This is a genomic window from Anaerosoma tenue (assembly GCF_023161965.1).
GTDB classification, from domain to species: Bacteria; Actinomycetota; Coriobacteriia; order Anaerosomatales; family Anaerosomataceae; genus Anaerosoma; species Anaerosoma tenue.
On record NZ_JALNTY010000002.1, the window covers coordinates 470,712 to 494,017 of the forward strand.

The window sequence follows — 23,306 nt, forward strand, 5'->3', positions numbered from 1 at the left end:
GTTGACGCTCGCGGCTGGCGCTGAGGCGGTGCATGCGCTACAACTCTTGTCAGAAGGTGGAGGATTCGGGGGAGTCCTCGTGCAGGGGCCGGCACGTGCGCGGCACGTGTGGCACGGAGCGCAGGGGGTTTGAGATCCGTGTCGGAGATCCACCTTATCGATGTAGAACCACCGTTGTCAGGCGGATTCCTCGAGTATGCGCGGTTGCACGGCGCGCAGCATGACGATTCGTATCTGGCGCCTGAGCACTGCGCGGCCTTCGACTCCGCTCACGAACCCGCCGTGGTGGCGGTGGACGGTGACGGCCTCGTGGTGGGGGCGGCATCGGTCATGCGGGATCTTGCCTCGGGTGACGGCATGATGCGTTTCCGCGTCCTGCATACACTCCACCCTGAGTATTACCCGGCACTCGTGGATCGCATTCTCTCGAGGTTGCCCGAAGACGCCAACCGAGTGACCGTGCTCCTGCCCGAGCATGCGGGGGACGTGGAAGAGGCGCTCGAGGCGGCCGGGTTCGGTGCGTGCAGACGCGCGTACGTCCTACGGCACCTGGATCCCCGGAACGCGCCCCGGCTGGACTATCCGTCGGGGACCCAGACCAGGCCCGCCACCCCGGCCGTGGCCACCGACTGGGCGAACATAGTCAACTCGGCCATGCACGGGCAGCCCGATCATGTCGACACCACGTACTCGATCGCAGGGGAGACGCTCGGCGCCCCCCGGGTACTCGGTGGTGCGTCGCTGATCGCGTACCGGGGCGGATCACCGGCGGGTGGCGTGCTCACCGTGACCGACGCTACGGACCCGTGCGCCGCCGAGATCACCATGCTCGCCGTCGTCCCGTCACACCAGGGCATGGGTCTCGGGCGTGCCCTGTTGCACGACGCTGTTGCCACGGCGGGGCGCGGCGGGTGTCGATCTGTATCCCTGGCGGTGAGCACGTTCAACCGCCGTGCGGTCGCCCTGTATCTGGATGCAGGGTTCCGTGCCCAAGACGTCCGGGTCTGCTGGCAGCGCACCGTTTCACTGTGATGCACGCTCGCGACCGGGCCCACCGGTCATCCGTGGCCTCCGCCTCGTACGTCTCCGTGCCGGTTCCGGCGCAGTCACGGTATGCTTGCACAGGCGATCTGCGAAACCGGGAGGAGGGGTATGCAAGGCGGTCAGGAGACCATACCGCGACAGCCGGACCTCCGAACCGGCCGCGAGAGCACGACCATCGAATGGACGTACCGGATCCCGCTCCTCACGAGCAGGTTCATGCTGTGGGATTTCGTGCGGGTCACCGTGATGTCCGTCTCGATCATGTACGTGCTCGTGGCGCTCATGGGGTGGGTGGTGGACGGCGAACCGGCCCTTCTCCCGCTCCAGGTCCCGCTGATGGTGGGCGGCATACTGCTCGCGCTCTTCTTCATCGTGGGTGTGCTGCTGGGCAATCGCTTCACCATGACGTTCGTCGTGAAGCCGGATGGCGTGACGTACTCCTCCGGTGCTCGTGAGAAGAGATGGAACCGGGCGGCGGTGCTCTTTGGGGCGCTCGGACGGAGCGCCACCACCACCGGCGCCGGCCTTCTGGCCACGGCGAGCGAACAGGGCGGCTGGAAGTGGTCGGATCTTCACTCGGCACGCTACTTCCCCCGTCAGCGAGTGATCTCACTGCGGAACTCCTGGCGCACCGTGTTGCGCCTGCACTGTACGGCCGAAGACTACGAACGGATCCGGGCAGCTGTGGCCGCCGGGCTCGAGCGCGGGGCGGCCGTGCGCGGCACCGGGGCTCCGGTCTCCGGCGGAACAGGGGGCCGGGGATGAGGCTCGAGATCATCGACGTGACCCCCGAGACCCGCCAGGTGTTCCTGGACTACGTGGCGGAGCACGGCGCCGAGCATGACGACACGTTCACCCGTTCGGACGATCTTCTCGCGTTCGACCCCGGTCACGAACCAGCCGCGCTGGCCCTTGCCCCCGATGGCACGGTGGTGGGCGCCGCATCCGTCATGCGTGAGGGATATGTGGAGAAGGCGAGCGCGCGGTTCAGGGTGCTGCACTCCACCGACTACATCGCGTACCCGCTCCTGATCGAGCGCGTGCTGACCCGGATGTCGGCGCGCACGAGGCGGGTGTTCGTGTTCCTGCCCGATGCCGACGACTACGTGCAGAAGGCGGTGGCTACGGCCGGCTTCTCTGTGACACGGCAGGCGTACCTGCTGGAGCACACCGATCCCGGCGCAGTGGAGCCCGTCGCTCCCCCAGAGGGCTTCACGGTGGGACCCGCAACGCCGATGGTCGCCGGTATGTGGACCGAGGTGGTGAACGCCACGTTCGCAGAGTACCCGTGCAGGCATGTCATGAGCGTGGAGGAGGCACGGGTGGCGTTGCCCCGTCCGGGCGTGGTGAGAGCGGGGACGCTCATCGCTCACAGGAGCGGTAGCCCGGCGGGCGCCGTGCTCACCATCGCCCATGCCGATGAGCCTGGCACCGCCAGGATCGACACGCTCGCCGTGGTACCCGCCGAACAGGGCAAGGGGCTCGGCAAGACGCTCCTGCACGCGGCGCTCCGGGCGGCGGGAGATGCCGGCATCTCCCGCGTGCTGCTCACCACAGTGCCGAGCGAGGAGCCATCGCTCGGTCTATATGCCGAGTCGGGGTTCCACATCGCCCAGGCGCGGATCTGCTGGGAGGCCGACCGCACTCGCTGAGCCGTGTGGGTCTCGAGTCTCCGGGCGCGCGCCGGGTAGCCTCGGCTATACTCCAAGACGACATCGACACATGATCCGTCTGGGTCATGACACCGCCGTTGTGTCGACGCGCACAACGGTCTCGCGACGATCCCGGACCATGGGAGGCCCACATGCTCGACGGACGCTACCTGCGGGAGAACCTGGACGCCGTACGCGACGCGATGGGTGCGCGCGCGGGCGACTGGGATTTCGACCGCTTCATCGCACTCGACGATGAGCGTCGCGGGCTGATCGCCGAAGTGGAGAGCAGGCAGGCCGTACGCAACGATCTCTCCAGGCGCATCGGCGAGCTGATGAAGTCGGGCCAGCGCGACGAGGCCGAGGACGCCAAGGAGCGCGTGCGCGCCGTCAACGAGGAGATCGCGGAGATCGATGCGCGCCGTACCGGGGTGGAGGCCGAGGTGCGCGAGATGCTGCTCACGATCCCGAACATCCCGCATGAGAGCGTTCCGACGGGCGCCGACGAGAGCGACAACGTGGAGGTGCGCCGCTGGGGCACGCCGCCCACGTTCGAGTTCGAGCCGGTGGCGCACTGGGACCTCGGCCCGGATCTCGGGGCCATCGACTTCGAACGCGGGGTCAAGCTCGCCAAGAGCCGCTTCGTGGTCCTCGGTCGCGATGGAGCGCGTCTGAACCGCGCGCTCATCAACTTCATGCTGGACACCCATGGCGCACGAGGGTACCGCGAATGGTCGGTGCCGGCCATGGCGAACAGTGAGACGCTGCTGGGCACGGGGCAGCTTCCCAAGTTCGCCGACGACCTGTTCCACACCGACGACGGGCTCTATCTCATCCCCACCGCCGAGGTGCAGCTCACCAATCTCCACCGTGACGAGGTGCTGGAGGCGGCCGATATGCCGCTCCGCTACTGTGCGTACACGCCGTGCTTCCGTGAGGAGGCGGGCGCAGCAGGGCGTGACACGCGCGGCATGATCCGCGTGCACCAGTTCGACAAGGTGGAACTCGTCAAGTTCGCCCGGCCCGAGGAGAGTCTCGACGCGCTCGAATCGATGGTCGCCGACGCCGAGCACATCCTCCAGAAGCTCGGCCTGGCGTATCGCACGATCGTGTTGTGCACCGGCGACATGGGCTTTGGCGCGGCCAAGACCTACGATCTGGAGGTATGGCTGCCGAGCTACAACGACTACAAGGAGATCTCGAGCTGCAGCGACTGCTGGGATTTCCAGGCCCGTCGCGCCAACATCAAGTACCGCTCACCTGGTGAGTTCAAGGGTTCGCGCTTCGTGCACACCCTGAACGGCAGCGGGCTGGCGGTGGGGCGCACCCTTGTGGCCGTTCTCGAGAACTACCAGCAGGAGGACGGCTCGGTGGTGGTGCCCGAGGTCCTGCGGCCCTACATGGGCGGACAAGAGGTCATCCGGAGGGAGCGGTGATGGGCGCCCGGTCAGCACTCCTCGCGCTCGGGGTCGCCGGCGCCCTGCTGCTTGCGGGGTGTGGCGCATCAGAGCCGGAGCCGACGGGGGAGGAGACGACCACACCGGTCGCGGTGTCTCAGCCGGTGGCGCTCGAGGGTTTCGATGCGATCGCCGCCGACGGGACGCGGGAGACCGAGGCGCTGGATGCGGCGCCCGCGATCTTCGAGGTGGAGCGCGCTGGCGGCTCCTGGCCGAACGCTGACTGGGATGCGCTGGCGTTGGCAGAGCCGAGGCTCGTGGCATACCTGGTGCGAGTGGAGTTCGAGGGGCAGGTCGCGCTGTTCGAGGTGCGCGCCGACGGGGTTCCCCACAACCTCTACGCCTACCACAAGGCGTTCGACAGTGGATCGATCATCTGGACGCCCGCCGAGGACGCTCGGGGTGGCAGTGTGGGGGCGCAGAGCGCCGGCGAGGTCCGATCCGTTTCGGCGGTCGAATCCGTGATGCGTGACGCGTTCCCGGAGGACCCGCTCACGGTGAGCATCGCCGGCTACCGTGTGGCGTACGTTGCCGACGGTGTGCAGCCGCTCGTGATCGAGGTGGCGCCCGACGGGTCGGTCATCTCGGTCAGTATGTGAGGCTGTTCTCGACCTCGAGGGCGGCCCTCAGAGTGTCCGTGTCGCTCGCGAAGGCCTGCCCGCGCGCCACGTGGGCAAGCGTCACCGACTCGAGTCTCGACATCACCATGTGGTCGAGCGACGCCCACATGGTGTGAACGCCGCAGTGCGGCGAGCGTGAGCAGGACTCGGGCTCACGCGCGCACTGTGACAGTGAGAATCCCGGCTCACAGGCGAGGATGACCTCGGCCATCGTGATGTCCATGGCAGGACGCGCCAGGGATATCTGGTAGTCGCGGTAGCCGGAACGCCGGATCAGGTGCGACTCCACCAGGAACGCCGCTATCGTCGCGCCGAAGCTGTCCGGGACCTGGGCCAGCTCGCAGAGGTCTCTAAGCGAGAGCGTGGCTCCTGGTGGCAGTTGTGCGAGCTCATACATCATGCGGACGGCGTAGTCTGTCCGGCGAGTGATCGGCATCGTGCCCCCTGCACATCCGTGTCGCGGCGCACCCCCGGCGCCGAAATCATCGCTAGATAATAACAAGGTTTCGCGGAGAATGCGCTATAGCCTGCGGGCGGAGGCGTTGTATGTGCCGAGCGGCCCGAATAGGCGTACAGGCGGCGCTACATGTCGGCCAGAAGAACCCTTCGTGCCGTCTCCACAGCGTCCTCCGGGGCCTGGGCATCGAACAACCGTCCGCGCCCGGCTGTCCGTATCGCGGCGCCGGGGTCCCAACCGAGCACGATGACCGGCTTGCCGCTCTTCAGGGCGAGCGCTACCTCCGACACCGTGCCCGGACCGCCCGGCAGAGCGATCACCACGTCGCTCGAGAGCACGTTGATCACGTTCCGTGCGTCACCCATGCCTGTGCGGATCCCCACGTCCACATACGAGCTCGCCTCGGCTCCATCGGGTCCGCGCAGCACGCCGATCACAAGCCCTCCGGCATCACGGGCGCCGCGGGACGCCGCGTCCATCACGCCGGATGCCGTTCCGCCGGTGAGCAGCACCCAGCCATGTCCGGCGACCAGTGCGCCGAGCCGGTGCGCCGTCTCGTATGCCGACGTGTCGAGCGGCTGCCCTGATCCCATCACGCCTACGACCGTGCGCATGCGTAGAACCTCCTCCGGCGAGTCGGGCGGCTTACTTCGCGATCTCGGCGAAGTGCTCGTCATAGCGTCCGCCCTCCGCGGCGGCGAACACGTCGTAGCCGGGTATCTCGTACACGCGCAGCCGGTTGTCCAGGAAGTCGCTGAACACGAGCAGGCTGCCGTCGTCGGAGACGTCGAGCGCGGTGGGCTGGTTGCCCGCTATCAGCGCGTCGAGCGGGCGCCCGTCGGTGGTATCGAAGACGAGTATGGAGCCCCACTCGGGCCCCGGGAGGTAATAGGTCTTCTCGTTGTTCTCGCCCCGGCAGCTCACGAACAACATCTTCCCGTCGGGGGTGAGGTCGATCGTGTTCGGCTTCTCGTCGGTCTCCACGAACTTCGTGGTCGACCCTGTCGCCATGTCGTGGACCCAGACGAGGTCGTCGGCCATGTCGGAGATGAAGAGCCGGCCCGTGGTCTCATCGGCCACGATATGGCGGAGCGCCCCGCCGCCGGTGAAGAGCGTGGTCACCTCGCCCGACTCGAGGTCGATGCGCTCCAGATGGCCCGAATCGAACCCGGCCACGTAAAGCGAACGGCCGTCGCCGGTGGCGTACATGCCCCGCGGTGTGTTGGAGACGCCGATGCGCCTGACGAGCTCACCGGTCTCGAGGTCGATGATCGAGACGTCGTCGCCCGACCAGTTGGATGCGTAGAGCGTCTTCTCGTCCGGTGAGAGCTCCACCCATTTCGTCCAGGCGCTGCCCGTGTCGAATTCCCGGAGCACCGCCCGTGTCGCCACGTCGATCTCGAAGCATTTGGCGGTCTCCATCTGCGACGTGTAGGCGAGCGTCCCCGAGCGGTTGAAGATGACCTCCACAGCGCCGTGCTCGCCGATGTCCACACCGCCCAGGATCTCACCGGTGCGCGGATCGAAGATCTGTATGGAAGGGGGCCCGTTGAGGATGCTCGTCCAGGCCTCGCTGCCGTCGTGCGTCACCGAGACGCCCTTCGGCGCCCCGAGCGTGGTGATGAGCCCGATGCCGTGCAGCACCTGCCCCTCGGGGTCGAGGTGGTACTCGAGCGTCGTGGTGGTGTCGATGCTCATCTCGCGGGTGAAGGTGTTGTAGCCCGGGAGCTCGATCGTGAGCGTGTACAGCCCGCTCGGCACCTGGATGTCCATAGGGCTCGGCCCCTGATGCGCGATCGAGCCGTCATGCGACAGTGTCACGGAGGCGCCCTCGGGATCTGTCACCACGGCCACCTGCTGTGGCAGCGGCAGGAGGTCGTAGGAGAGCCGTTCGTGCCGCCCCTGCCTGACCTCGATCGTCGAGCTTACCGGCTCGAACCCGGTGCGTTCCACGTACACGGTGTACTCGCCACGCTTCAGGTCGGCGACCTCGAGCGTCCCCGTACCGGCCACCGACCCGTTGAAGAGGATCATCGAGTCGGACGGGTTGGCGGTTATCGTGACCGTCGCCGGCCTGGTGAGGAGATACACGCTCAGCGCTATGGCCGCGATCACCACGAGCACGAGGACGGATACCACACGCCTGGCGTTCCGGGATAGAGGCCGTCTCCGTCCGCGTCCGCCGCGCCGTTCGTGGGTTCGCGGAGGGACGTACTGCGATCTTCCGCCGCCAGAGCCGCGGGCGCTCCGCGAACCGGCCCTCCCCGGGTCGATCGTGCGGTACCGTCCGTGGAACGTCTTCCTCGGGCCGCGTCTCCGGCTGCGGTACTGGTCCATCGTCACGCTCCGTCGCCTGATGGGACGAACGCGGGGTGCGGCGCATACCGGATCGATAAGGCGTGGCGCGCCTCTATGGGCCGATGCCGCCCCCTGCTGCATCTTACTTGAGGCGCGGCACCACGTCACACGGTTGAGGCATGAGCCGCCATACGAGTGTGCGCATACGGGCCGATGGGATACATAAGCACGGACGATCGCCCATGAAGAAAGGACCCCGCGATCCAGCCGCAGAGTCCTCGTGAGACGTGTGTGGTGCGCCCTGCAGGATTCGAACCTGCGACCTTCTGATTCGTAGTCAGACGCTCTATCCAGCTGAGCTAAGGGCGCGTATGTGCGCGAGGCTAGAGTATCCTGCACGCTCGCACACGAGATGTCAAATGGCGGAGAGTGAGGGATTCGAACCCTCGAAGGGGCTATTAGCCCCTTACTCGCTTAGCAGGCGAGCGCCTTCAGCCGACTCGGCCAACTCTCCGCTTGAGAGAAGCGCCGCCCATTGTAGCAGGGAGCGCATGAGCGCGCGATGGCGGAGGGGGTGGGATTCGAACCCACGAGACCCTTGCGGGCCTACTGGTTTTCAAGACCAGGGCGATCAACCACTCTGCCACCCCTCCGCGCAGGGCGATTATAGCCCGTCACCTGTCAGGGACAAGCATCGGCAACGTGCCGTGGGCAGGAGCGGGCACCCTGGTCTGGTATACCTGTAGGTAGGGTCCTGAGCGGGGCCATCGATGATGAGAAGGGAACCAGGCGCACCCCAGATGCAGACCGAGCAATGTGATGTAGTCAAGAAAGACCGTGTGGACTTCGTCAAGAACACCTTCGAAGCGATCAAAGCGCGAGCGCACTATCTGCGTAACTGGCGTCTCTTCTACAAATGGTCCATCGCCGCGGGACTCGTGGGCGTGCTGGGTGGCATCGGCGCGCTGCTCTTCAGCTACACCCTCGACGCGATCACGCCGCTCTTCGACTCGGTGGCAGCGGCTCTACCCGATCCCCGTCTGATCGCGATCATCCCGGCGGCTGGCGGTCTGCTCGTGGGGATCATCCGTCATGTATGGATGCCCGAGGCGTTCTGCAGCCCGTGCGCCACCGACGCGATGATCGACATCATCCACGAGGATGGCGGGCGCTCCAAGTTCAAGGTCCCGTTCGTGACGATCCTGACCGCTTCGATCACTCTCGCCTCCGGCGGGAGCGCCGGCCGGGAGTGTCCCACGGCGCTGATCGGCACAGGTTTCGGTTCGATCAGCTCGACCATCATCGAGAAGCTCCATCTCGACAAGCTGCTTGGATTCTCCTTCACCAAGGACGATGTCCGCGTGCTGGCCGTATGTGGTGCGGCCGCCGGTATAGGGGCGGTGTTCAGGGCGCCGATCGGGAGCGCGCTGTTCGTGACCAGCGTGCTGTACATCTACGGCATGGAATACGACCTCGTGTTGCCTTCGATGATCTCGTCGGCAACGAGCTACCTGCTCTTCTCGGTCTTCTATGGCTTCGAGCCGCTGTTCAACGCGCCGTTCATCTGGGCGTTCAACGTCTTCGACCTCTCCGTGGTGCTCCTGATCGGCGTGCTGGCGAGCCTCGTCGGCATCCTGTACCTGAAGGTCTTCTACGGCATCTTCAGGCGGTTCAGGAGCATGGCCATGCCCGACTGGCTCAAGCCCGCTCTGGGTGGTCTTCTGATGGGCATCCTGGTCCTGTTCATCCCGCGCGTGTGGGGCATGGGCTACGGGACGATCCAGGACATCATCGACCTGCAGCTTGCGCTGCCGATGCTGCTCCTCCTGGTGATCGCCAAGATCCTGGCGAGCTCGCTCTCGATCGGCTCGGGAGGAGCCGGCGGCGTCATCGCACCGTCGCTCTTCATCGGCGCGGCGCTCGGAGGTGCGGTGGGCACGATGGCCACGCAGCTCTTTCCCGGCGCCGAGGCCCACCCCACGCTGTATGTGATCGCGGGCATGGGCGCACTGTACGCGTCGGTGGGGAAGGTCCCGCTTTCAACGGCGATCATCCTGTGTGAGACGACACGCAACTACACGATGATCATCCCGCTCATCGTGGCAACCACTGCGGGCTTCCTGGCATCCGGCACCAGCACGATCTACGAGAGCCAGCATGCCGACGCCACCCGTGAGACCGCCGACATCCTGCGCCGGGTGCCCGTGGAGCGGGTGATGGCGAAGGATCCCTTCGTGCTCCGTGAAGATACCAGCGCTCAGGACGTCCTCCGTGCTGTTGGGACGTCGGGGCATCACGGGTTCCCCGTGGTGAACGACGATGACCACCTCGTGGGGGTGGTGAGCTGGACCGATGCGCGCGCACTGCCGTACGAGGAGCGCGCCACCACGCCCGTCTCCGAGATCATGACGAGAGAGCTGATCTGGTTGCGCCCCACCGACAGCACCCGTACGGCGCTCGACATGATCGAGCACAACAAGATCGGACGTGTGATCATCGCCGAGCCGGATGGCAAGCGGGTCCTCGGTGTGGTGACACGGGCCGATCTCATCAATGCCTACTCGGAGTGGATCAGCGCCACCTGAGGCGCGTTGGGACCGAGCCCGACGCTGTCTGCACGTCACTCGTCCTCGGCGACATGCCCCGACATCGGCACGATGAGCACGGGTACGTCGAGCGCGTCTAGCACCCGGTGCTGCATCGTGCGCAGCGGTGAGAGCCCGGGGCCGAGGCGCGAGCCACGGAGCGGCGCGCCCATCGCCACGAGGTCGGCGTCGAGTTCTGTCGCCAGCGCCGCGATGCCGTGGTCGAGCGTCCGGTCGGGCCGCACGGTGGTCTCTACGGTGTACCCCTCGGCGCGAAGCGCTTCGGCCAACAGCGTGAGGTGCGCCTCGGCGTTACGGAGGGCGTTCGTGGAACGCCGTGCCCGGTCGAGCGGCATGATGTGCGCGAGGATGACCGTGGGCTTGCAGCCGGCGTCGCACCCTGCGGCCTCGATGGTGTTGAGCAGCCGTTCGGGCGGGAGCGCGGCGCTCACCGGCATGAGGATGGTGCGGGTCGTACACGCCGGCAGGTCCTCGGAATCCTCGGCGGGCGGGATCTCCATCGTGCACGAGACCGCACGCTTGGTGAGTGCCGGCCCTGCCACCTCGAAGACGACGATCGCGGCGAGGATCACGGCGTTCACCGTGGCGCCTGACTCGGGAAATGTCTGCGCTGCGTCGAGCGCAAGACCGACCGCGACGCCCGCCTGGGGCGCCATCCCGAGTCCGATCCATGCCGACTGGCGGAGGTCGTAACGGGCGGTGAGGCCACCCGCCAGTCCGGCGAGGAACTTGCCGGCGGTGCGTGCAAGGATGTAAGCCACGGCCAGTCCGCCGGCCGCCAGTACGGCGGCAAGCTCGAGGTGGGCCCCCGCGAGGGTGAAGAAGATGATGTAGACGGGGTACTCCACCGTCCTGAGCGACCGGAACACACGCTCGCGTTCGCCCCGGTCCTCCTCCACGGTAGCGGCCACCACGCCCGCCACCAGAGCCGCGAGCAGGCTGGAGAAACCGAGCGCCTCGGCAGCGGCCACCACCAGGAGCACGGTGACAAGCCCGAGCACCAGGAGCTCGCCGTCCTTGAAGACGCGCCTGAGCAGCCAGCCCAGCACGAAGCCGCCCACGACGCCGACCAGCAGGCCTCCGCCCACCTGGGCTGCTGTGTCCGCCATGGCCTCACCGAAGGTGGCGTGGATCTGCAGTGACAGCATCAGGAACGGCGCCGCGACCGAGTAGGCGACCACGGTGAACACCGAGTCGAGCGCGGAGGCGCCAAGCATCGTGTCGCAGGCGCGGCTCTTGGCCTCAAGCTCGGAGATCACGGCCATGATGGTAGCGGGCGCGCCGGAGATCGCGATGATGGCCAGAAGCCAGATCGACACGGGGTCTTCAGGCGCGAGCAGCCAGAGCGCGACGCCCACAAGCGTGCCGGGGAGGATGATGTTGAGGATCGACATCACCCAGAACGACGCCTCGTGACGTCGCAGCATCTTGCGTGTGAGCTGCTCGCCGATGAGGAAGACGATGACGCCGAGCGCGAGCGGTTCGGCGAAGGCGATGGAATGCATGAGCTCGCTCGAGAGCAGGCCGATCCCGTGCGGCCCGGCGAGAATGCCCACCAGCAGGAATCCCGTGACCGACGGGAGCCGGAGCCGTGCGGTCAGGCGCGCGCCGAGGTAGCCGAGCGCGATGAGCGTCCCGATCACGAGCAGGTCGAGCCAGATGACGTCCATTCGCTCCTCCGGGCAGTGACGGGAGTGTGTCCCAAGAGAAGGGTAACGCAAACAGCCACCCGCTGTGACGCGCCAGCCAGGGCCGCTCGTTACCGTATGGTAAACTACGAGACCTGGCCCCACCGGGCCGGAGCGTCGTCCGGGGACGGAGTGGACATATGCAGTGCCGTTCATTCGGCTGGCTGCACCGGGCACGCTGACCCATCGCGCTCCACTCCTGTTCGCGCAGAGCCTCTGCCGCAGTGCGGAGATCGCGGTCGGCGCGATCATGACACGGTGACAGACAGAGATTGTTCGATGCTATCTGGCGACCGGTGCATCGGCAGCGCCCGTAATCGGAAATAAGAAACCAGGGTGCGCCATTCGTTGTACAGCGTTGCCACATATCCGGGGAGGTGTCTCATTGAGCCTGGTAGAGGTCAAGAACGTCTACAAGGTCTTCGGCGGCAAGGCCGATGAAGCGGTCAAGATGCTGGAGGCCGGCAAGTCCCGTGAGGAGGTCGCCGAGGCGACCAACACGGTACCGGCGGTGATCGACGCGTCGTTCGATATCGAGCGGGGCGAGATCTTCGTCGTGATGGGGTTGTCGGGTTCGGGCAAGTCCACGCTCGTCCGGTGTCTCAACCTGATGCACCCGCCAACGAGCGGGTCGGTGAAGGTCGACGGCCGGGAACTGCAGTCGCTCGACGCGGGTGAGCTCCGTGCGCTTCGTGCGGAGAAGATCAGCATGGTCTTCCAGCACTTCGGACTGTTCCCTCACCGTACGGTGCTCGACAACGCGGCGTGGGGCCTCGAGGTACGTAAGGTCCCGGACGAAGAGCGTCGCAAGAAGGCGGCTGAAGCGCTTGAACTCGTGGGCCTCGGCGGCTGGGGCGATTCCTACCCGGGTGAATTGTCGGGCGGCATGCAGCAGCGAGTCGGCCTCGCACGAGCACTTGCCACGGATGCGGACGTGTTGCTGATGGACGAGGCGTTCTCCGCTCTCGACCCGCTCATCCGGAGCGAGATGCAGGAGCAACTCGTCGGCCTTCAGCGGGACCTCGAGAAGACGGTCATCTTCATCACGCACGATCTCAACGAGGCGATGTTCCTGGGCGACCGGATCGCCATCATGAAGGATGGCCGGATCGTGCAGATCGGCACGACCGAGGAGATCCTTCAGGATCCGGCCGACGACTATGTGCGGGCGTTCGTCCAGGACGTTGACAGGTCACGCGTGCTCACCGCAGAGGCCGTGATGGAGGAGCCGGTGGCGAAGATCCTCAGACGCGAGGGGCCGAAGGCCGCGCTCCTGGAGATGAAGGCCCGTCAGACGACGGGGCTGCTGATCGTCGATGAGCGCAGGCGGCTCGTGGGCGGCACCACTGACGACGCGGTCGTCAAGGCGGTGCGGTCGGGCCAGCATCAACTCGAGCCTGTGATCTCACGCGAGGAGATCGCCACGGTCACCCCCGAGACCCCGCTCGTCGATCTGCTCATCCCGTCGGCAGAGAACCGGCTGCCGCTTGCTGTGGTGGACGAGCACGACAGATTGCTTGGCGTGATCCCCCGCATCACCCTCCTCAACGCGCTTGGAGGGACCGACAACGGTGACGGTGACAGCGACGACGGCGCCACTACGTCCGAACCTTCGGACGCGCGGAGCGGCGAGGCGCCATCGACGCCCTCCGGCGATGAAGGGGAGGGGGTGCGGTCATGATGAACCTCGACGCATATCGGCTGCCCGTTGGTGACTGGATCGACGCGGCGGTCGACTGGATGACCGCGAACCTCGGCTGGCTCTTCGACGCCATCGCCGCGTTCCTGAAGTCGATGATCGAGGGCCTCGAGACGGGGCTCCTGTTCCCGTCGGCGCTCATCTTCGTGGTGCTGGTTGCCGCCATCGCGTTCTACGCGAAGGGCTGGCGTTTCGCGCTCTTCACCGCGATCTCGTTCGTCGTCGTGGCGATGATGGACCTCTGGGACGCGACGATGTCGACGCTCTCGCTTGTGCTGGTGGCAAGCATCGTGGCCCTGCTCATCGGCATACCGCTGGGGATCATCGCCGCCCGGAGCGACCGCTTCAGCGGGCTCATCAAGCCGGTCCTGGACCTCATGCAGACCATGCCATCGCTGGTGTACCTGATCCCCGCCATCGTGTTCTTCGGCATCGGGCAGGTGCCGGGCGTGGTCGCCACGGTCGTGTTCGCCATGCCGCCCTCGGTCAGGTTGACCGAGCTCGGCCTGCGCCAGGTGGACGCCGAGGTCGTGGAGGCGGGAGAAGCCTTCGGCGCCTCGCCGATGAAGATCCTCACGCGGGTGCAGATACCGCTGGCGCTCCCCACGATCATGGCGGGCGTCAACCAGGTGATCATGCTCGCGCTGTCGATGGTCGTCATCGCCGGCATGGTCGGCGCGGGCGGTCTCGGCGCCGTGATCTTCCGTGGTGTGACCCGTCTCGACGTCGGTCTCGGTTTCGAAGGCGGTCTGAGCATCGTGATCATCGCCGTCTTCCTGGACCGTATCACCGCCGCGTTCGGCGACCGTGCGTCGAAGCGAGTCTCGCACTAGCGGAGGCGCCCCACATCGTCGTATCGCACAGAAGACCCCGTCCGATTCGGACGGGGTCTTCTGCTGTACGCATGGAGCCGGGCGTTTCCGTCAGGCCGGCCCTGCCGCCGCGGCTCCTGTGGACGCCGGAGCGGGATGAGGCGGCGCAACGGAGCCCCGCTTCACCTTGGTGAAGACCATGATGAAGTAGGGGATCGCGGCCACCTGCACGAACAGCATGAGCAGCACCCACAGGAGGCGGTTGTTGCTCGACGCCGTGCCGCCCGGGTACTCCCACTCCTCACGAAGCGCCGCGTCGATCACCATCCAGAGCCACAGTAGAGGGGCCGCGAGCGATACGAGCACGGTGAAGACCGTGATCTGAAACACGCTGAGCCCCACGATCGTTCCAAGCAGTTCCATCATCCGTACACCCTTTCCAGATCAAGGCAGGCTGACCTGCCACCCCTTCTTCGTTCTAGCCGACGGTCTCGACCGTCACTTCTCCCAGCCCCCGGCGGAGGATGATGTCGAAGCTCACGGGGGTGTCCCCGTAGGCGTCGTTCACGAGAGCGTCCCCATCCTGCGTGAAACCGTCCGCGTGGTAGGCGCCGATGCCGTCCTGGTAGCCGACGATCCGCACGCCCACGTCAGCGGGCACCCGGAGCGTGAAGGCTCCTGCCCCGGCGTTGATCTCGGCGGAGAGGTCGTGGCGTGGTGTTCCCGCAAGATCGATCGTCGCGTCACCCGCACCCATATCGACGCGCAGGCGCCGCAGGTCGAGGGAGCCGAGGTCGAGGTCGCTCTCGCCGGCGCCCATCGCGACCGTGAGCTCGGTGGGCAAATCATCCGACAGGGCTATGTCCCAGTCGTACCGCATCCGGCCGGAGAGATCGATCCTGGGCCGGGTGGGGGTCTCGACCACGAGCGAACCCTCGCTGCCGCTCACGTCGTACCGCACCTCCGGCCGCCACTCGGCGTCCGAGAACTCGTAGGTGGCGTCCATCACACCGTCGGCTCCACCGGTCACGTTGAGCCTCCCCGCTCCCATGCGTATGGTGACGGCGAGTTCCGTGGCGCCTTGAGGCGCGATGCTGTCGCTCTCCGTTGTCGCTTCGCCCGCATCGGGAAGCTCCACCCGCACACACCCGGTGAGCGCGACAGCGGTGAGCGCAATGAGCGCCAGCGTGCATATGATCGTGATCCTGCGCATGACTGTTCCTCCTTGTTTCATCTTCATGCGGCGTTTGCGTCGGTGTATCTGCCAACGAGCAGCGCTTTCGCGTACGAGGCGTGCAGACTGCCGAGCCCCCGGCAGAGGTGTAGCGTGAGCACGAATCCCAGCAGGCCGGCCATCACCACGAGCGGGGCGGCCCAGGGGTCGAGCATGTAGCCGTACCCGTCCATCTGCAGGAGCGGGTAGCTCGTGAACATCTGTGCGACCGGATACGCCACCGCGGTGGCCGAGACGGTAAGCGCTGTGACGACGATGCTGAAGTAGATCACGCCGAGCGGCAGCTGCAGCACCATATAGAGGATGCTGGTCCAGGTGCGGCGGTCGGTGAGCCAGTGCTTCACGCGCTCGAACACGTCACCCTCCGGCAGCGCTCCTCTCGGGCGGCGCGGCATCCGGACTCCCAGAAGCACCTCCACGATGCGTCCCTCAGCCAGCGAGAGCGCTCTGATGATCGCGAAGAACAGGAGGAGTACGACGAGGCCGATCCCGATCGGCAGGAGGCCCAGCCCGGCGGGCAGCAGTGCAGCCACGACGGCGAAGTAGAGGCTCCCGGTCAGGAGCGTGAGCACGAGGTAGAACAACGCTCCGTATCCGCGCGCGTCGGCGACGATGCCGAAGAAGCGCCCCAGGGGTCCTGAGGTCCGCGCCGCGGGCGGGGCGCTCAGCGCGCGGGCGACGGTGATCTCCGTCTCCAGGTATGCAGCGGCGACCTCGTCGGGCGTCCCGTAGCGATCGACCGCCGCGGCGAAACACGCTTCCTCGCCTTCCGCCGAGCCGGCACAGGCCGACATCTCGGCACGGAGGTACTCCTCCGCGTCGTAGAGCGCGTCTTGCACGAGTGCGGGGTCGGCTCCGGAGAGCGCCGTCCTCAGCGCCTGCAGGTATCCATCGATCATGTCAGCTCCGACCCCCTTGCAGTGTCCTGTCCACGAAGTCACGCGTCTTGTGCCATGCATCCGACCAGGCATCGAGCACCGCCACGCCTTCGCCGGTTATCGAGTAGTACTTGCGGGGAGGCCCGCTCACCGATGGCTCGACCCGGCTCGAAAGCAGGCCCTGGCCTTCCAGCGACCGGAGGACCGGGTAGAGCGTCCCCTGCTTGATCGCGATGCCGTCAGCCTCGGCCTCCTCAAGCCTCTTGGCGATCTGGTAGCCGTAGAGCGGCTCCTCCGAGCGGTTGAGGACCGAGAGCAGCACGAGCGCGACGGTCCCCGCATTGAGCTCCTTCTGGAACTTGCGGACAGCCGAGTCTCCTGTCTCGGTCACGGAACGCCACCTCCTCGATCATGGATCCGTTAGTAGTGAGAAGTTCACACTAGTTCGTACCCATAATAGTGTGAAGTACACAGTAGTCAAGGGTGAATCTCGCGCGTTCGTACCAGCGCAACGTTGCGGTCCTGCACGAGCGGCACCTGAGCGCGTCGCCGAGGAGCGTGCCGTGGTGTAGCATCGGCACATGGACGAAGACGCGGTATACATGTCGCTTGCGGTCGAGCAGGCACGTCGAGCTGCGAGCGAGGGCGAGGTCCCGATAGGGGCGGTGCTGGTGTGCGACGGCGCGGTCGTCGCACACGGGCGGAACGCGCGGGAAGGCGCGGCCGATCCCACCGCGCATGCCGAGATGATCGCGATCCGAGAGGGGGCGGAGCGTCTTGGCAGATGGCGCCTCACCGGATGCACGCTGTACGTGACGCTTGAGCCGTGTCCCATGTGCGCGGGGGCGCTCGTGAACGCTCGCATCGACCGGCTCGTCTACGGCGCGGCAGACCCGAAGGCGGGCGCTGTCGGCACGTTGTACGACCTCTCCAGCGACGCGCGTCTCAACCACCGCTACGAGGTCACCGCGGGCGTGCTCGGCGATGAGTGCGGGGCGCTGCTACGGAAGTTCTTCAGGGATCTGCGGGCATCACGCGACGACTGACAGGGGGACGCGCATGAGACGCTCTGCTGTGCGTTGGGTATGTGTGCTGGCGCTGACGCTGACCGGGGTGCTCGCACTCGGCACGCCGGCGGCGTTCGCCAAGTCGTACGAGATGACGCGCGTGTGGATAGACGCCACCGTGGCGCCCGACGGCTCGATGACCGTCGTCGAGGAGCGAACGTACGACTTCACCGGCGACTACACCTTCGCGTTCTGGGAGCTGGACAAGGGCGGGGCCGACGGCGTCGAGGTGCTCGGCATGGCAGGCCCGGAAGGCGAGTACTCCAAGACGAGCGACAGCGGGATCGATCCCAACCGCACTCCGCAGACGTACACCGTTGTCGATTACGGCTCGTACTACGACGTGCGCGCGTACTTCCGGGCCGAGGACGTGGAGCACACGCTCACGCTGCGCTACAAGGTGTACGGCGCCGCCACCCGGTGGCAGGACACCGCCGAGCTCTACTGGAAGTTCATCGGCGAGCGGTGGGACCTGCCCGCCGAGGACATCCGCGTGCACATCACGCTTCCCGCAGGCGTGACCCGCGAGGATGTGCGGGCCTGGGCGCATGGCCCGCTGGCGGGCGAGGTCGTCCTGAACGACGACGGCACCGTTGACCTGCTGCTGGCCGACCTGCCGGCGCTCACCTTCGTGGAGGCCCGCGTGCTCTTCCCCGCAGAGGCGCTTTCCGAGGCGCCCGTGGTGCCGCAGGACATGGTGCAGACCGTGCTCGACGAGGAGGGCGCCTGGGCGCGAGAGGCCAACCGTGACCGTCTCATGGCCCGTATCGTCTTCTGGGGCTCGATGCTGCTCGCCGGACTGCTGCCGCCGATCGCGCTCGTGTTCACGTTCCTGTACTGGCGCAAGCACGGCAAGGAACATGACACGCAATTCCAGGGCGAGTACTTCCGCGAACTGCCGTCGGATATGCGGCCCGCGCAGGTCTCCGCGCTCATGAACATGGGGCAGCCGTCCGACACGGCGTTCCCCGCCACGCTGATGGATCTGATCGACCGCGGCGTGATCGGCATCGAGCGCATGACGTACGAGGAGAAGGCGTTGCTCGGCCTCTCCACCAAGCAGGTGGAGACCTACCGGCTCGACCGCCGGAAGGATGCCGAGAAGAAGCTCACCGCGAGCGAGAAGCGGTTGATCGACCTGATCTTCCGCGACATGGCGGTGGCCGACTCGGTGACGATGGAGGAGCTAAAGGAGCTGGCCAAGAAGCAGAGCAAGGCCCAGATCTGGAGCAGCGGCATGAGCCTGTTCAAGAGCAAGGCCGTCGAGGACATCACCAAGCAGGGTCTGCTCGAGGCCAAGGGCGGCCGGGCGGTCGGGATGTTCGTGGCGCTCGGCGTGCTCACCGCCATGACCGGCCTGTTGCCCGTGGTGTTCGGCGGCAGCGGCTGGTTCATCCCGTGGAGCCTCCTGATCGGGGCGGTGATCGTGGGCTTCGGCACGCAGATGTCGCGGCGGTCACCGGAGGCGGCGGAGCTTGCGGCCAAGTATGAAGGCGTCCGCAACTACATGCGGGACTTCGGGAGGATGGATGAGAAGCCGCCCGAGTCGGTGATACTGTGGCGTCACTTCCTCACGCTGGCCGTGGTCTTCGGCATGGCCGACCAGGTGATCAGGACCCTCCAGCTCAAGGTGCCCGAGGTCATGACCGATCCGATGATGGGCACGTGGATGTGGATGACCTCTCCCGGCATGAGCGGTGTCTCGCCGATGAGCTCCCTGTCGCAGGGCGTGAGCAGCGTGGCAAGCACCGCGGCGAGCCACAACTCGTCGTCCTCAGGCGGCGGTGGCGGGTTCTCCGGCGGTGGCGGCGGCGGTGGCGGCGGTGGCGGTGGCGGCGCGGGTTAGGATGCACGCGCGCAGCGGCGACCGTTTGGTGAGCCGCTTAGCGGTCTGACTGTGATGCATGAGCATGATAGCCGCTCGTCGGATGAATATCGCCGTTCGTCTACAGAAGGGCTGCGTGCAAGCCGATTCTTCTTCCATATGGTGTGTACGCTCATCGTCCTGGGAGAGGGGTCCCTATGGTCCGGCGCGTCGTTCTCGCGGGAATCGCGCTCGCGTTCCTGCTGCCTTCGTCCGCATTCGCAGCAACCGGTGTTCCGGTGGCGCTCAGCACCGGAGCCGGCGTCGCGGCGCTTCTTGCGGCTGCCGCGCTCCTGCTGGTGATGCTCTCCCTCCGCAGGCTGGCGCATGGCTCGGCGATCGCCGACAACATATCGTTTGCAGTCCTGGCGGCCCTGTGTCTGGCAGCCTCGGTGTTGGTGGGATGGCTCGCGCGGCTTTTCGGCACGCAGGTGTCGCCCGAGTATGCGCGCCTGAGCGCCGACCTGCTCGGTCTGCTCGCGATGGTCTTCTTCGGCATCTACTTCTTTCGCGTGAGGCGGGCGATGTCGAAATTTCTGAACAGGCTCACCGGCGAGGAGCAGATGCTGACCGCGGTGCTCGACGAGGACGCGCTTTCCGTGACCTCCCCTGGCGAGGAGTAGGGCGATGGGCAACGTCGTCGCGGAGCGGATAGAGGGGGTTCTGACGCCCCTGGTCGGTCAGGTGCTGGCGCGTGCCGCCATCGACCTCGAGGCCCGGCGTCTTGGCAAAGACAGTGAGACGATCACCTATGGAGACGTAGGGGAGCTGGCGCAGCATCTGGCGAAGCAGCTCACGCCCTTCGTGGGCCAGGACATCGCGCAGGCCGCGGCGCGTCAGGTACGTGATCTTTCGTAGGCCGACCGAACGGCCTGACGCGTCGCGTGACGATTGCCCGCGTGACGCTCGGCCGCTATACTCGCCATGCGCTGCGGCCGGAGGGCCGGGCCACAACCGGAGAGTTGTCCGAGTGGTTGAAGGAGCACGACTGGAAATCGTGTGTGCCGGCTTGAACCGGTACCCAGGGTTCGAATCCCTGACTCTCCGCCATGAGAGCATGCGTGGGCCGTCCGTGAGGGCGGCCCACGTGCTTCAGCCCCCGTTTCAGACTCCCCCTGCGATCCCGATCCCCGCTACTATGGAGCAATGAAGACACACCGCCTCGCGATCATCTTCGCGATCATGCTCGTGAACATGCTCGCGCTGGGAATCGTCGTACCACTGCTCCCGTATCTCGCCGAGGCCACGGGCGCCTCGGAGTTCCAGACAGGGCTCCTGGTGGCCACGTATCCGCTGTCCCAGCTCTTCGGCGCACCCCTTCTCGGCCGTCTTTCCGACCGCTTCGGCCGCAAACCGGTCCTTGTCGCATCGGTCCTCGGGACCGCGATCGGCTTCGTGGTGCTCGCTGTGGCGCGGGTGCTCCCCGTGCTGTTCCTGGGACGGATGATCGACGGTCTCACCGGCGGGAACATCAACGTGGCGCAAGCGTACATCACCGACGTGACCGACCGGGCGCAGCGCGGTAGGGCCCTCGGCCTTATAGGGGCCGCGTTCGGTCTCGGTTTCGTGATCGGCCCGGTGGCCGGCGGCCTGCTGGCGGAGATCAGCTATGCCACCCCTGCATGGCTGGGGGCGGGCCTCGCCCTGCTCAACATGCTTGCCGTGCTGCTGTTCCTGCCCGAGTCGCTCAGCGCGGAGGCGCGAGCGAAGATGACGGCGCGGAAGCTCACGCTCTTCGACGTTCCCGCCTTCAGGCACGCGCTCTCACACCCGCGCGTGCGGCCCGTGCTCACCGTCCGGTTCATCACCGGGGTGTCGTTCGCCATCTTCGAGACGATGTTCGCCCTCTGGGCGATGGCGGCGCTTGGTTTCCAGCCGAGTCAGACCGGCATCTTCCTGGGCTATCTGGGCGTGCTGAGCGCGATCGTGCAGGGCGGGTTGATGGGCCGGCTCACACGGCGCTTCGCCGACGACACGCTTCTCATGACGAGCGTGCTGGTCACCGGCGCAAGCCTGTGCGTGTGGGGCTTCGTGGCGAACATACCGCTGCTCGTGCTGCTGGTGCCGCCGCTCGCCTTCGGTCTTGCCGTCGGGCAGACGACCATGACGAGCATGCTGTCCAAGTCGGTGGGGCGCGAGGAGGTAGGGTCGGTCCTCGGCATACAGACGTCGATCATGAGCCTCACGCGCGTGATCGCGCCGATCATCGGCGGCTTCCTGCTGGAGAACGCGACGGTATGGTCGCCGGGACTTCTGGCTGGCGTGCTGACGCTCGGTATCGCACCCTACGCCTGGAAGTCCCTGTGTCTCGCGCCCGGGCGTGCCTCGTGCGAAGCATCGTTCGACGACGAGTAGGAGTACGGTTCCCGCAACAAGGAGGTCCGGCGTGGAGGAGCGGGTTGGGCGGCTGCATGTGATAGCCGGCTGCATGAGCAGCGGCAAGACCGGAGAGCTGATCAGGCTGCTGTCGCGCCATGCGGTGATCGGCGACAGCATGGTGATATACAAGCATGCCGTTGACTCACGTGACGGCTGCATGGCGCGCTCGCGGCTGGGGACCGAGATGGAGGCCCGTGTCGTGGACCGGCCGGACAGGATCGCGGGAGACGGCTTCCGGGTGGTGGGAATCGAGGAGGCGCAGTTCTTCGGCGACGGGCTGGTGCCGGTGGTGCGTGGGCTCCTGGCCGACGGCAACCACGTCTACGTGACCGGGCTCAACCAGGACTTCCGGGGTGAGCCCTTCGGCGTGATGCCCGTGATCATGTCGCTGGCCGACGAGCTCACGCTGCTCACCGCCATCTGCCAGAAGTGTCACGGGGTCGCCACACGGACACAGCGCATCATCGACGGTTCTCCCGCGCCGTGGGACTCGCCGCTGATCCTGGTGGGCGGGGCCGACTACTACGAGGCGCGCTGTCCCGACTGCCACGAGGTGCCGGGCCGGCCGGTCGCCTAGCGGTAGCGCGCTCCCGGTTCGTGCCGGCGCTCGAGCACCACGTTGCTGCCCGGCAGCGAGCGGGCGTAGGCGAGCAGTTCCTGGCCCACGTCGGTGAGCGCGATGGCCGAGTCGGGGAAGTACTCGGTGATCCGTATCACCGCCACCGACATCGTGAGCGGCCCGTGTTCGGTCTGCTCCCCGGTACGGTCGCGGGTCACGAAGAACCCGCGCTCCCGGTCCTCGTCTTCGTAGTAGTCCATGATGCTGCTGTCGAAGTCGTTCACGAGCTCGCGCGCCACGGCTTCGATCCTGTCCACGTCGCAGATGAGCACGAAGTCGTCAGCGCCCATATGGCCGAGGAACGCGTCGTCGCACCCGGTGAACCGCATCGTCTCGAGGATGAGGCCGGTCACGTGACGGAGCAGGAGGTCGCCCCGCGCGAACCCGTAGCGAAGGTTGAAGGCCCGGAAGCCGTCGAGGTCCACGAACGCGACACCGAACGGCTGCTGGCGTACAAGGTGGAACGCCATGCGTTCCTCGGTGAGCGCGTTGGCGGGAAGGCCCGTGAGAGCGTTGGCGAAGCGCTCCCGGCGCATCCGGCGGACGACCATCTGGATGCGCGCGTCGAGCACCATCGGATCGATGGGCTTCGAGATGAAGTCGTCGGCGCCCGCCTCGATCGCCATGATCTCGAATCCCGACTCCGCGAGGCTGGTCATCACGAGCACCGGGATGTTGCGGCCGTGCGGATCCGCCTTGATACGCTTGCAGACCTCGAAGCCGTCGATATCGGGGAGGTTGAGGTCGAGCAGGATCGCATCGGGCGTGAAGTCGGCGAGTGCGTGAAGCCCGGTGACGCCGTCCTCCGCCGATGTGACCTGGTAGCCGCGCTCGTTGAGCGCCATCGTGATCATCTGGCGCAGGGTCGCGGAGTCCTCCACCACCAGGACGCTGTACTGCTCGGCATCGGTCTTCATGGGTGCCCCACCTCA

General features: G+C 66.5%; 23 protein-coding genes and 4 tRNA genes. 15 read left to right on the top strand and 12 right to left on the bottom strand.

The features are described from left to right. The first annotated feature begins 138 nt into the window (after positions 1-138). From MSB02_RS07250 to MSB02_RS07270, 5 genes are all read left to right on the top strand, one after another. The gene (locus MSB02_RS07250; RefSeq protein ID WP_267194564.1) at positions 139-1,032 is read left to right on the top strand and encodes a GNAT family N-acetyltransferase; all 894 of its coding nucleotides are present in this window, start codon (positions 139-141) and stop codon (positions 1,030-1,032) included. Between the two features lie 120 nt (positions 1,033-1,152). Continuing rightward, a complete protein-coding gene (locus MSB02_RS07255) occupies positions 1,153-1,809 on the top strand; it encodes a hypothetical protein (protein ID WP_267194565.1) in 657 nt (218 codons plus the stop codon). Beyond that, the gene (locus MSB02_RS07260; RefSeq protein ID WP_267194566.1) at positions 1,806-2,696 is read left to right on the top strand and encodes a GNAT family N-acetyltransferase; all 891 of its coding nucleotides are present in this window, start codon (positions 1,806-1,808) and stop codon (positions 2,694-2,696) included. The genes MSB02_RS07255 and MSB02_RS07260 overlap by 4 nt, the downstream gene beginning before the upstream one ends. Positions 2,697-2,848: 152 nt before the next feature. Beyond that, the gene (gene serS / locus MSB02_RS07265; protein ID WP_267194567.1) at positions 2,849-4,132 is read left to right on the top strand and encodes a serine--tRNA ligase; all 1,284 of its coding nucleotides are present in this window, start codon (positions 2,849-2,851) and stop codon (positions 4,130-4,132) included. Beyond that, positions 4,132-4,752, top strand: a complete 621-nt coding sequence (locus MSB02_RS07270) for a hypothetical protein (RefSeq protein ID WP_267194568.1) — start codon at positions 4,132-4,134, stop codon at positions 4,750-4,752. Before serS ends, MSB02_RS07270 begins: the two co-directional genes overlap by 1 nt. Here MSB02_RS07270 and MSB02_RS07275 read toward each other — a convergent pair. The 6 genes from MSB02_RS07275 to MSB02_RS07300 all read right to left on the bottom strand — a co-directional run bounded on the left by MSB02_RS07275 (position 4,742) and on the right by MSB02_RS07300 (position 8,181). After that, entirely contained in the window at positions 4,742-5,209 is a 468-nt protein-coding gene (locus MSB02_RS07275) for an RrF2 family transcriptional regulator (protein WP_267194569.1), read from the bottom strand. The two genes, MSB02_RS07270 and MSB02_RS07275, sit on opposite strands and share 11 nt — an antisense overlap. 146 nt (positions 5,210-5,355) lie before the next feature. Beyond that, positions 5,356-5,844, bottom strand: a complete 489-nt coding sequence (locus tag MSB02_RS07280; protein ID WP_267194570.1) for a TIGR00725 family protein — start codon at positions 5,842-5,844, stop codon at positions 5,356-5,358. Between the two features lie 31 nt (positions 5,845-5,875). Further along, positions 5,876-7,369 (bottom strand): PEGA domain-containing protein, encoded by a 1,494-nt coding sequence (locus MSB02_RS07285; protein ID WP_267194571.1) that lies wholly within the window; start codon positions 7,367-7,369, stop codon positions 5,876-5,878. Positions 7,370-7,820: 451 nt separating this feature from the next. After that, positions 7,821-7,897 (bottom strand) — tRNA-Arg (locus tag MSB02_RS07290). 51 nt (positions 7,898-7,948) lie between these two features. Further along, positions 7,949-8,042, bottom strand: a tRNA-Ser gene (locus MSB02_RS07295). Between the two features lie 49 nt (positions 8,043-8,091). After that, positions 8,092-8,181 (bottom strand) — tRNA-Ser (locus tag MSB02_RS07300). Positions 8,182-8,367: 186 nt separating this feature from the next. On the opposite strand from MSB02_RS07300, the gene MSB02_RS07305 reads away from it, so the two are divergent. Next, on the top strand, positions 8,368-10,113 hold the full coding sequence (locus MSB02_RS07305) for a chloride channel protein (protein ID WP_267194572.1): 1,746 nt from the start codon (positions 8,368-8,370) through the stop codon (positions 10,111-10,113). A gap of 35 nt (positions 10,114-10,148) precedes the next feature. Here MSB02_RS07305 and MSB02_RS07310 read toward each other — a convergent pair whose 3' ends face one another. Beyond that, on the bottom strand, positions 10,149-11,804 hold the full coding sequence (locus MSB02_RS07310) for a cation:proton antiporter domain-containing protein (protein ID WP_267194573.1): 1,656 nt from the start codon (positions 11,802-11,804) through the stop codon (positions 10,149-10,151). 403 nt (positions 11,805-12,207) lie between these two features. On the opposite strand from MSB02_RS07310, the gene MSB02_RS07315 reads away from it, so the two are divergent. Beyond that, positions 12,208-13,503: a quaternary amine ABC transporter ATP-binding protein gene (locus MSB02_RS07315; protein ID WP_267194574.1), complete on the top strand. Its 1,296-nt coding sequence runs from the start codon at positions 12,208-12,210 to the stop codon at positions 13,501-13,503. Beyond that, positions 13,500-14,354 (top strand): ABC transporter permease, encoded by an 855-nt coding sequence (locus tag MSB02_RS07320; protein ID WP_267194575.1) that lies wholly within the window; start codon positions 13,500-13,502, stop codon positions 14,352-14,354. Before MSB02_RS07315 ends, MSB02_RS07320 begins: the two co-directional genes overlap by 4 nt. A 90-nt stretch (positions 14,355-14,444) precedes the next feature. Here MSB02_RS07320 and MSB02_RS07325 read toward each other — a convergent pair whose 3' ends face one another. Genes MSB02_RS07325 through MSB02_RS07340 form a run of 4 tightly spaced genes read right to left on the bottom strand, consistent with a single transcriptional unit; the run spans position 14,445 to position 16,836 of the window. Beyond that, a complete protein-coding gene (locus MSB02_RS07325) occupies positions 14,445-14,759 on the bottom strand; it encodes a hypothetical protein (RefSeq protein WP_267194576.1) in 315 nt (104 codons plus the stop codon). A 52-nt stretch (positions 14,760-14,811) separates the two neighbouring features. Continuing rightward, positions 14,812-15,546 carry a toast rack family protein gene (locus MSB02_RS07330; protein WP_267194577.1) on the bottom strand — a complete coding sequence of 245 codons (735 nt, stop codon included), beginning with the start codon at positions 15,544-15,546 and terminating at the stop codon, positions 14,812-14,814. Positions 15,547-15,569: 23 nt separating this feature from the next. Further along, positions 15,570-16,466 (bottom strand): sensor domain-containing protein, encoded by an 897-nt coding sequence (locus MSB02_RS07335; protein ID WP_267194578.1) that lies wholly within the window; start codon positions 16,464-16,466, stop codon positions 15,570-15,572. Between the two features lies 1 nt (position 16,467). Continuing rightward, a complete protein-coding gene (locus tag MSB02_RS07340) occupies positions 16,468-16,836 on the bottom strand; it encodes a PadR family transcriptional regulator (protein WP_267194579.1) in 369 nt (122 codons plus the stop codon). A gap of 190 nt (positions 16,837-17,026) precedes the next feature. Here MSB02_RS07340 and tadA point away from each other — a divergent pair, with 190 nt between their 5' ends. From tadA to MSB02_RS07375, 7 genes are all read left to right on the top strand, one after another. Next, the gene (tadA, locus tag MSB02_RS07345) at positions 17,027-17,491 is read left to right on the top strand and encodes a tRNA adenosine(34) deaminase TadA (RefSeq protein ID WP_267194580.1); all 465 of its coding nucleotides are present in this window, start codon (positions 17,027-17,029) and stop codon (positions 17,489-17,491) included. A 13-nt stretch (positions 17,492-17,504) separates the two neighbouring features. Continuing rightward, entirely contained in the window at positions 17,505-19,358 is a 1,854-nt protein-coding gene (locus MSB02_RS07350) for a DUF2207 domain-containing protein (RefSeq protein WP_267194581.1), read from the top strand. Positions 19,359-19,534: 176 nt separating this feature from the next. Continuing rightward, on the top strand, positions 19,535-19,999 hold the full coding sequence (locus tag MSB02_RS07355; protein ID WP_267194582.1) for a hypothetical protein: 465 nt from the start codon (positions 19,535-19,537) through the stop codon (positions 19,997-19,999). A gap of 4 nt (positions 20,000-20,003) precedes the next feature. Beyond that, positions 20,004-20,234, top strand: a complete 231-nt coding sequence (locus MSB02_RS07360) for a hypothetical protein (RefSeq protein ID WP_267194583.1) — start codon at positions 20,004-20,006, stop codon at positions 20,232-20,234. Between the two features lie 98 nt (positions 20,235-20,332). Continuing rightward, positions 20,333-20,426: transfer RNA gene (locus MSB02_RS07365), tRNA-Ser, on the top strand. 96 nt (positions 20,427-20,522) lie between these two features. Next, positions 20,523-21,731: an MFS transporter gene (locus MSB02_RS07370; RefSeq protein ID WP_267194584.1), complete on the top strand. Its 1,209-nt coding sequence runs from the start codon at positions 20,523-20,525 to the stop codon at positions 21,729-21,731. A 31-nt stretch (positions 21,732-21,762) separates the two neighbouring features. After that, positions 21,763-22,332 (top strand): thymidine kinase, encoded by a 570-nt coding sequence (locus MSB02_RS07375; protein ID WP_267194585.1) that lies wholly within the window; start codon positions 21,763-21,765, stop codon positions 22,330-22,332. Here the strand turns inward: MSB02_RS07375 and MSB02_RS07380 are convergent. Continuing rightward, on the bottom strand, positions 22,329-23,291 hold the full coding sequence (locus tag MSB02_RS07380) for a response regulator (RefSeq protein ID WP_267194586.1): 963 nt from the start codon (positions 23,289-23,291) through the stop codon (positions 22,329-22,331). The two genes, MSB02_RS07375 and MSB02_RS07380, sit on opposite strands and share 4 nt — an antisense overlap. Positions 23,292-23,306 lie beyond the last annotated feature (15 nt).

What these genes read in the sequence shown, in the direction of transcription:
- MSB02_RS07255 (WP_267194565.1), top strand. Translation starts at nt 1,153, where the DNA reads ATGCAAGGCGGTCAGGAGACCATACCGCGACAGCCGGACCTCCGAACC.
- MSB02_RS07260 (WP_267194566.1), top strand. Translation starts at nt 1,806, where the DNA reads ATGAGGCTCGAGATCATCGACGTGACCCCCGAGACCCGCCAGGTGTTC.
- serS (WP_267194567.1), top strand. Translation starts at nt 2,849, where the DNA reads ATGCTCGACGGACGCTACCTGCGGGAGAACCTGGACGCCGTACGCGAC.
- MSB02_RS07270 (WP_267194568.1), top strand. Translation starts at nt 4,132, where the DNA reads ATGGGCGCCCGGTCAGCACTCCTCGCGCTCGGGGTCGCCGGCGCCCTG.
- MSB02_RS07275 (WP_267194569.1), bottom strand. Translation starts at nt 5,209, where the DNA reads ATGCCGATCACTCGCCGGACAGACTACGCCGTCCGCATGATGTATGAG.
- MSB02_RS07280 (WP_267194570.1), bottom strand. Translation starts at nt 5,844, where the DNA reads ATGCGCACGGTCGTAGGCGTGATGGGATCAGGGCAGCCGCTCGACACG.
- MSB02_RS07310 (WP_267194573.1), bottom strand. Translation starts at nt 11,804, where the DNA reads ATGGACGTCATCTGGCTCGACCTGCTCGTGATCGGGACGCTCATCGCG.
- MSB02_RS07320 (WP_267194575.1), top strand. Translation starts at nt 13,500, where the DNA reads ATGATGAACCTCGACGCATATCGGCTGCCCGTTGGTGACTGGATCGAC.
- MSB02_RS07325 (WP_267194576.1), bottom strand. Translation starts at nt 14,759, where the DNA reads ATGATGGAACTGCTTGGAACGATCGTGGGGCTCAGCGTGTTTCAGATC.
- MSB02_RS07330 (WP_267194577.1), bottom strand. Translation starts at nt 15,546, where the DNA reads ATGCGCAGGATCACGATCATATGCACGCTGGCGCTCATTGCGCTCACC.
- MSB02_RS07335 (WP_267194578.1), bottom strand. Translation starts at nt 16,466, where the DNA reads ATGATCGATGGATACCTGCAGGCGCTGAGGACGGCGCTCTCCGGAGCC.
- tadA (WP_267194580.1), top strand. Translation starts at nt 17,027, where the DNA reads ATGGACGAAGACGCGGTATACATGTCGCTTGCGGTCGAGCAGGCACGT.
- MSB02_RS07350 (WP_267194581.1), top strand. Translation starts at nt 17,505, where the DNA reads ATGAGACGCTCTGCTGTGCGTTGGGTATGTGTGCTGGCGCTGACGCTG.
- MSB02_RS07355 (WP_267194582.1), top strand. Translation starts at nt 19,535, where the DNA reads ATGGTCCGGCGCGTCGTTCTCGCGGGAATCGCGCTCGCGTTCCTGCTG.
- MSB02_RS07360 (WP_267194583.1), top strand. Translation starts at nt 20,004, where the DNA reads ATGGGCAACGTCGTCGCGGAGCGGATAGAGGGGGTTCTGACGCCCCTG.
- MSB02_RS07370 (WP_267194584.1), top strand. Translation starts at nt 20,523, where the DNA reads ATGAAGACACACCGCCTCGCGATCATCTTCGCGATCATGCTCGTGAAC.
- MSB02_RS07380 (WP_267194586.1), bottom strand. Translation starts at nt 23,291, where the DNA reads ATGAAGACCGATGCCGAGCAGTACAGCGTCCTGGTGGTGGAGGACTCC.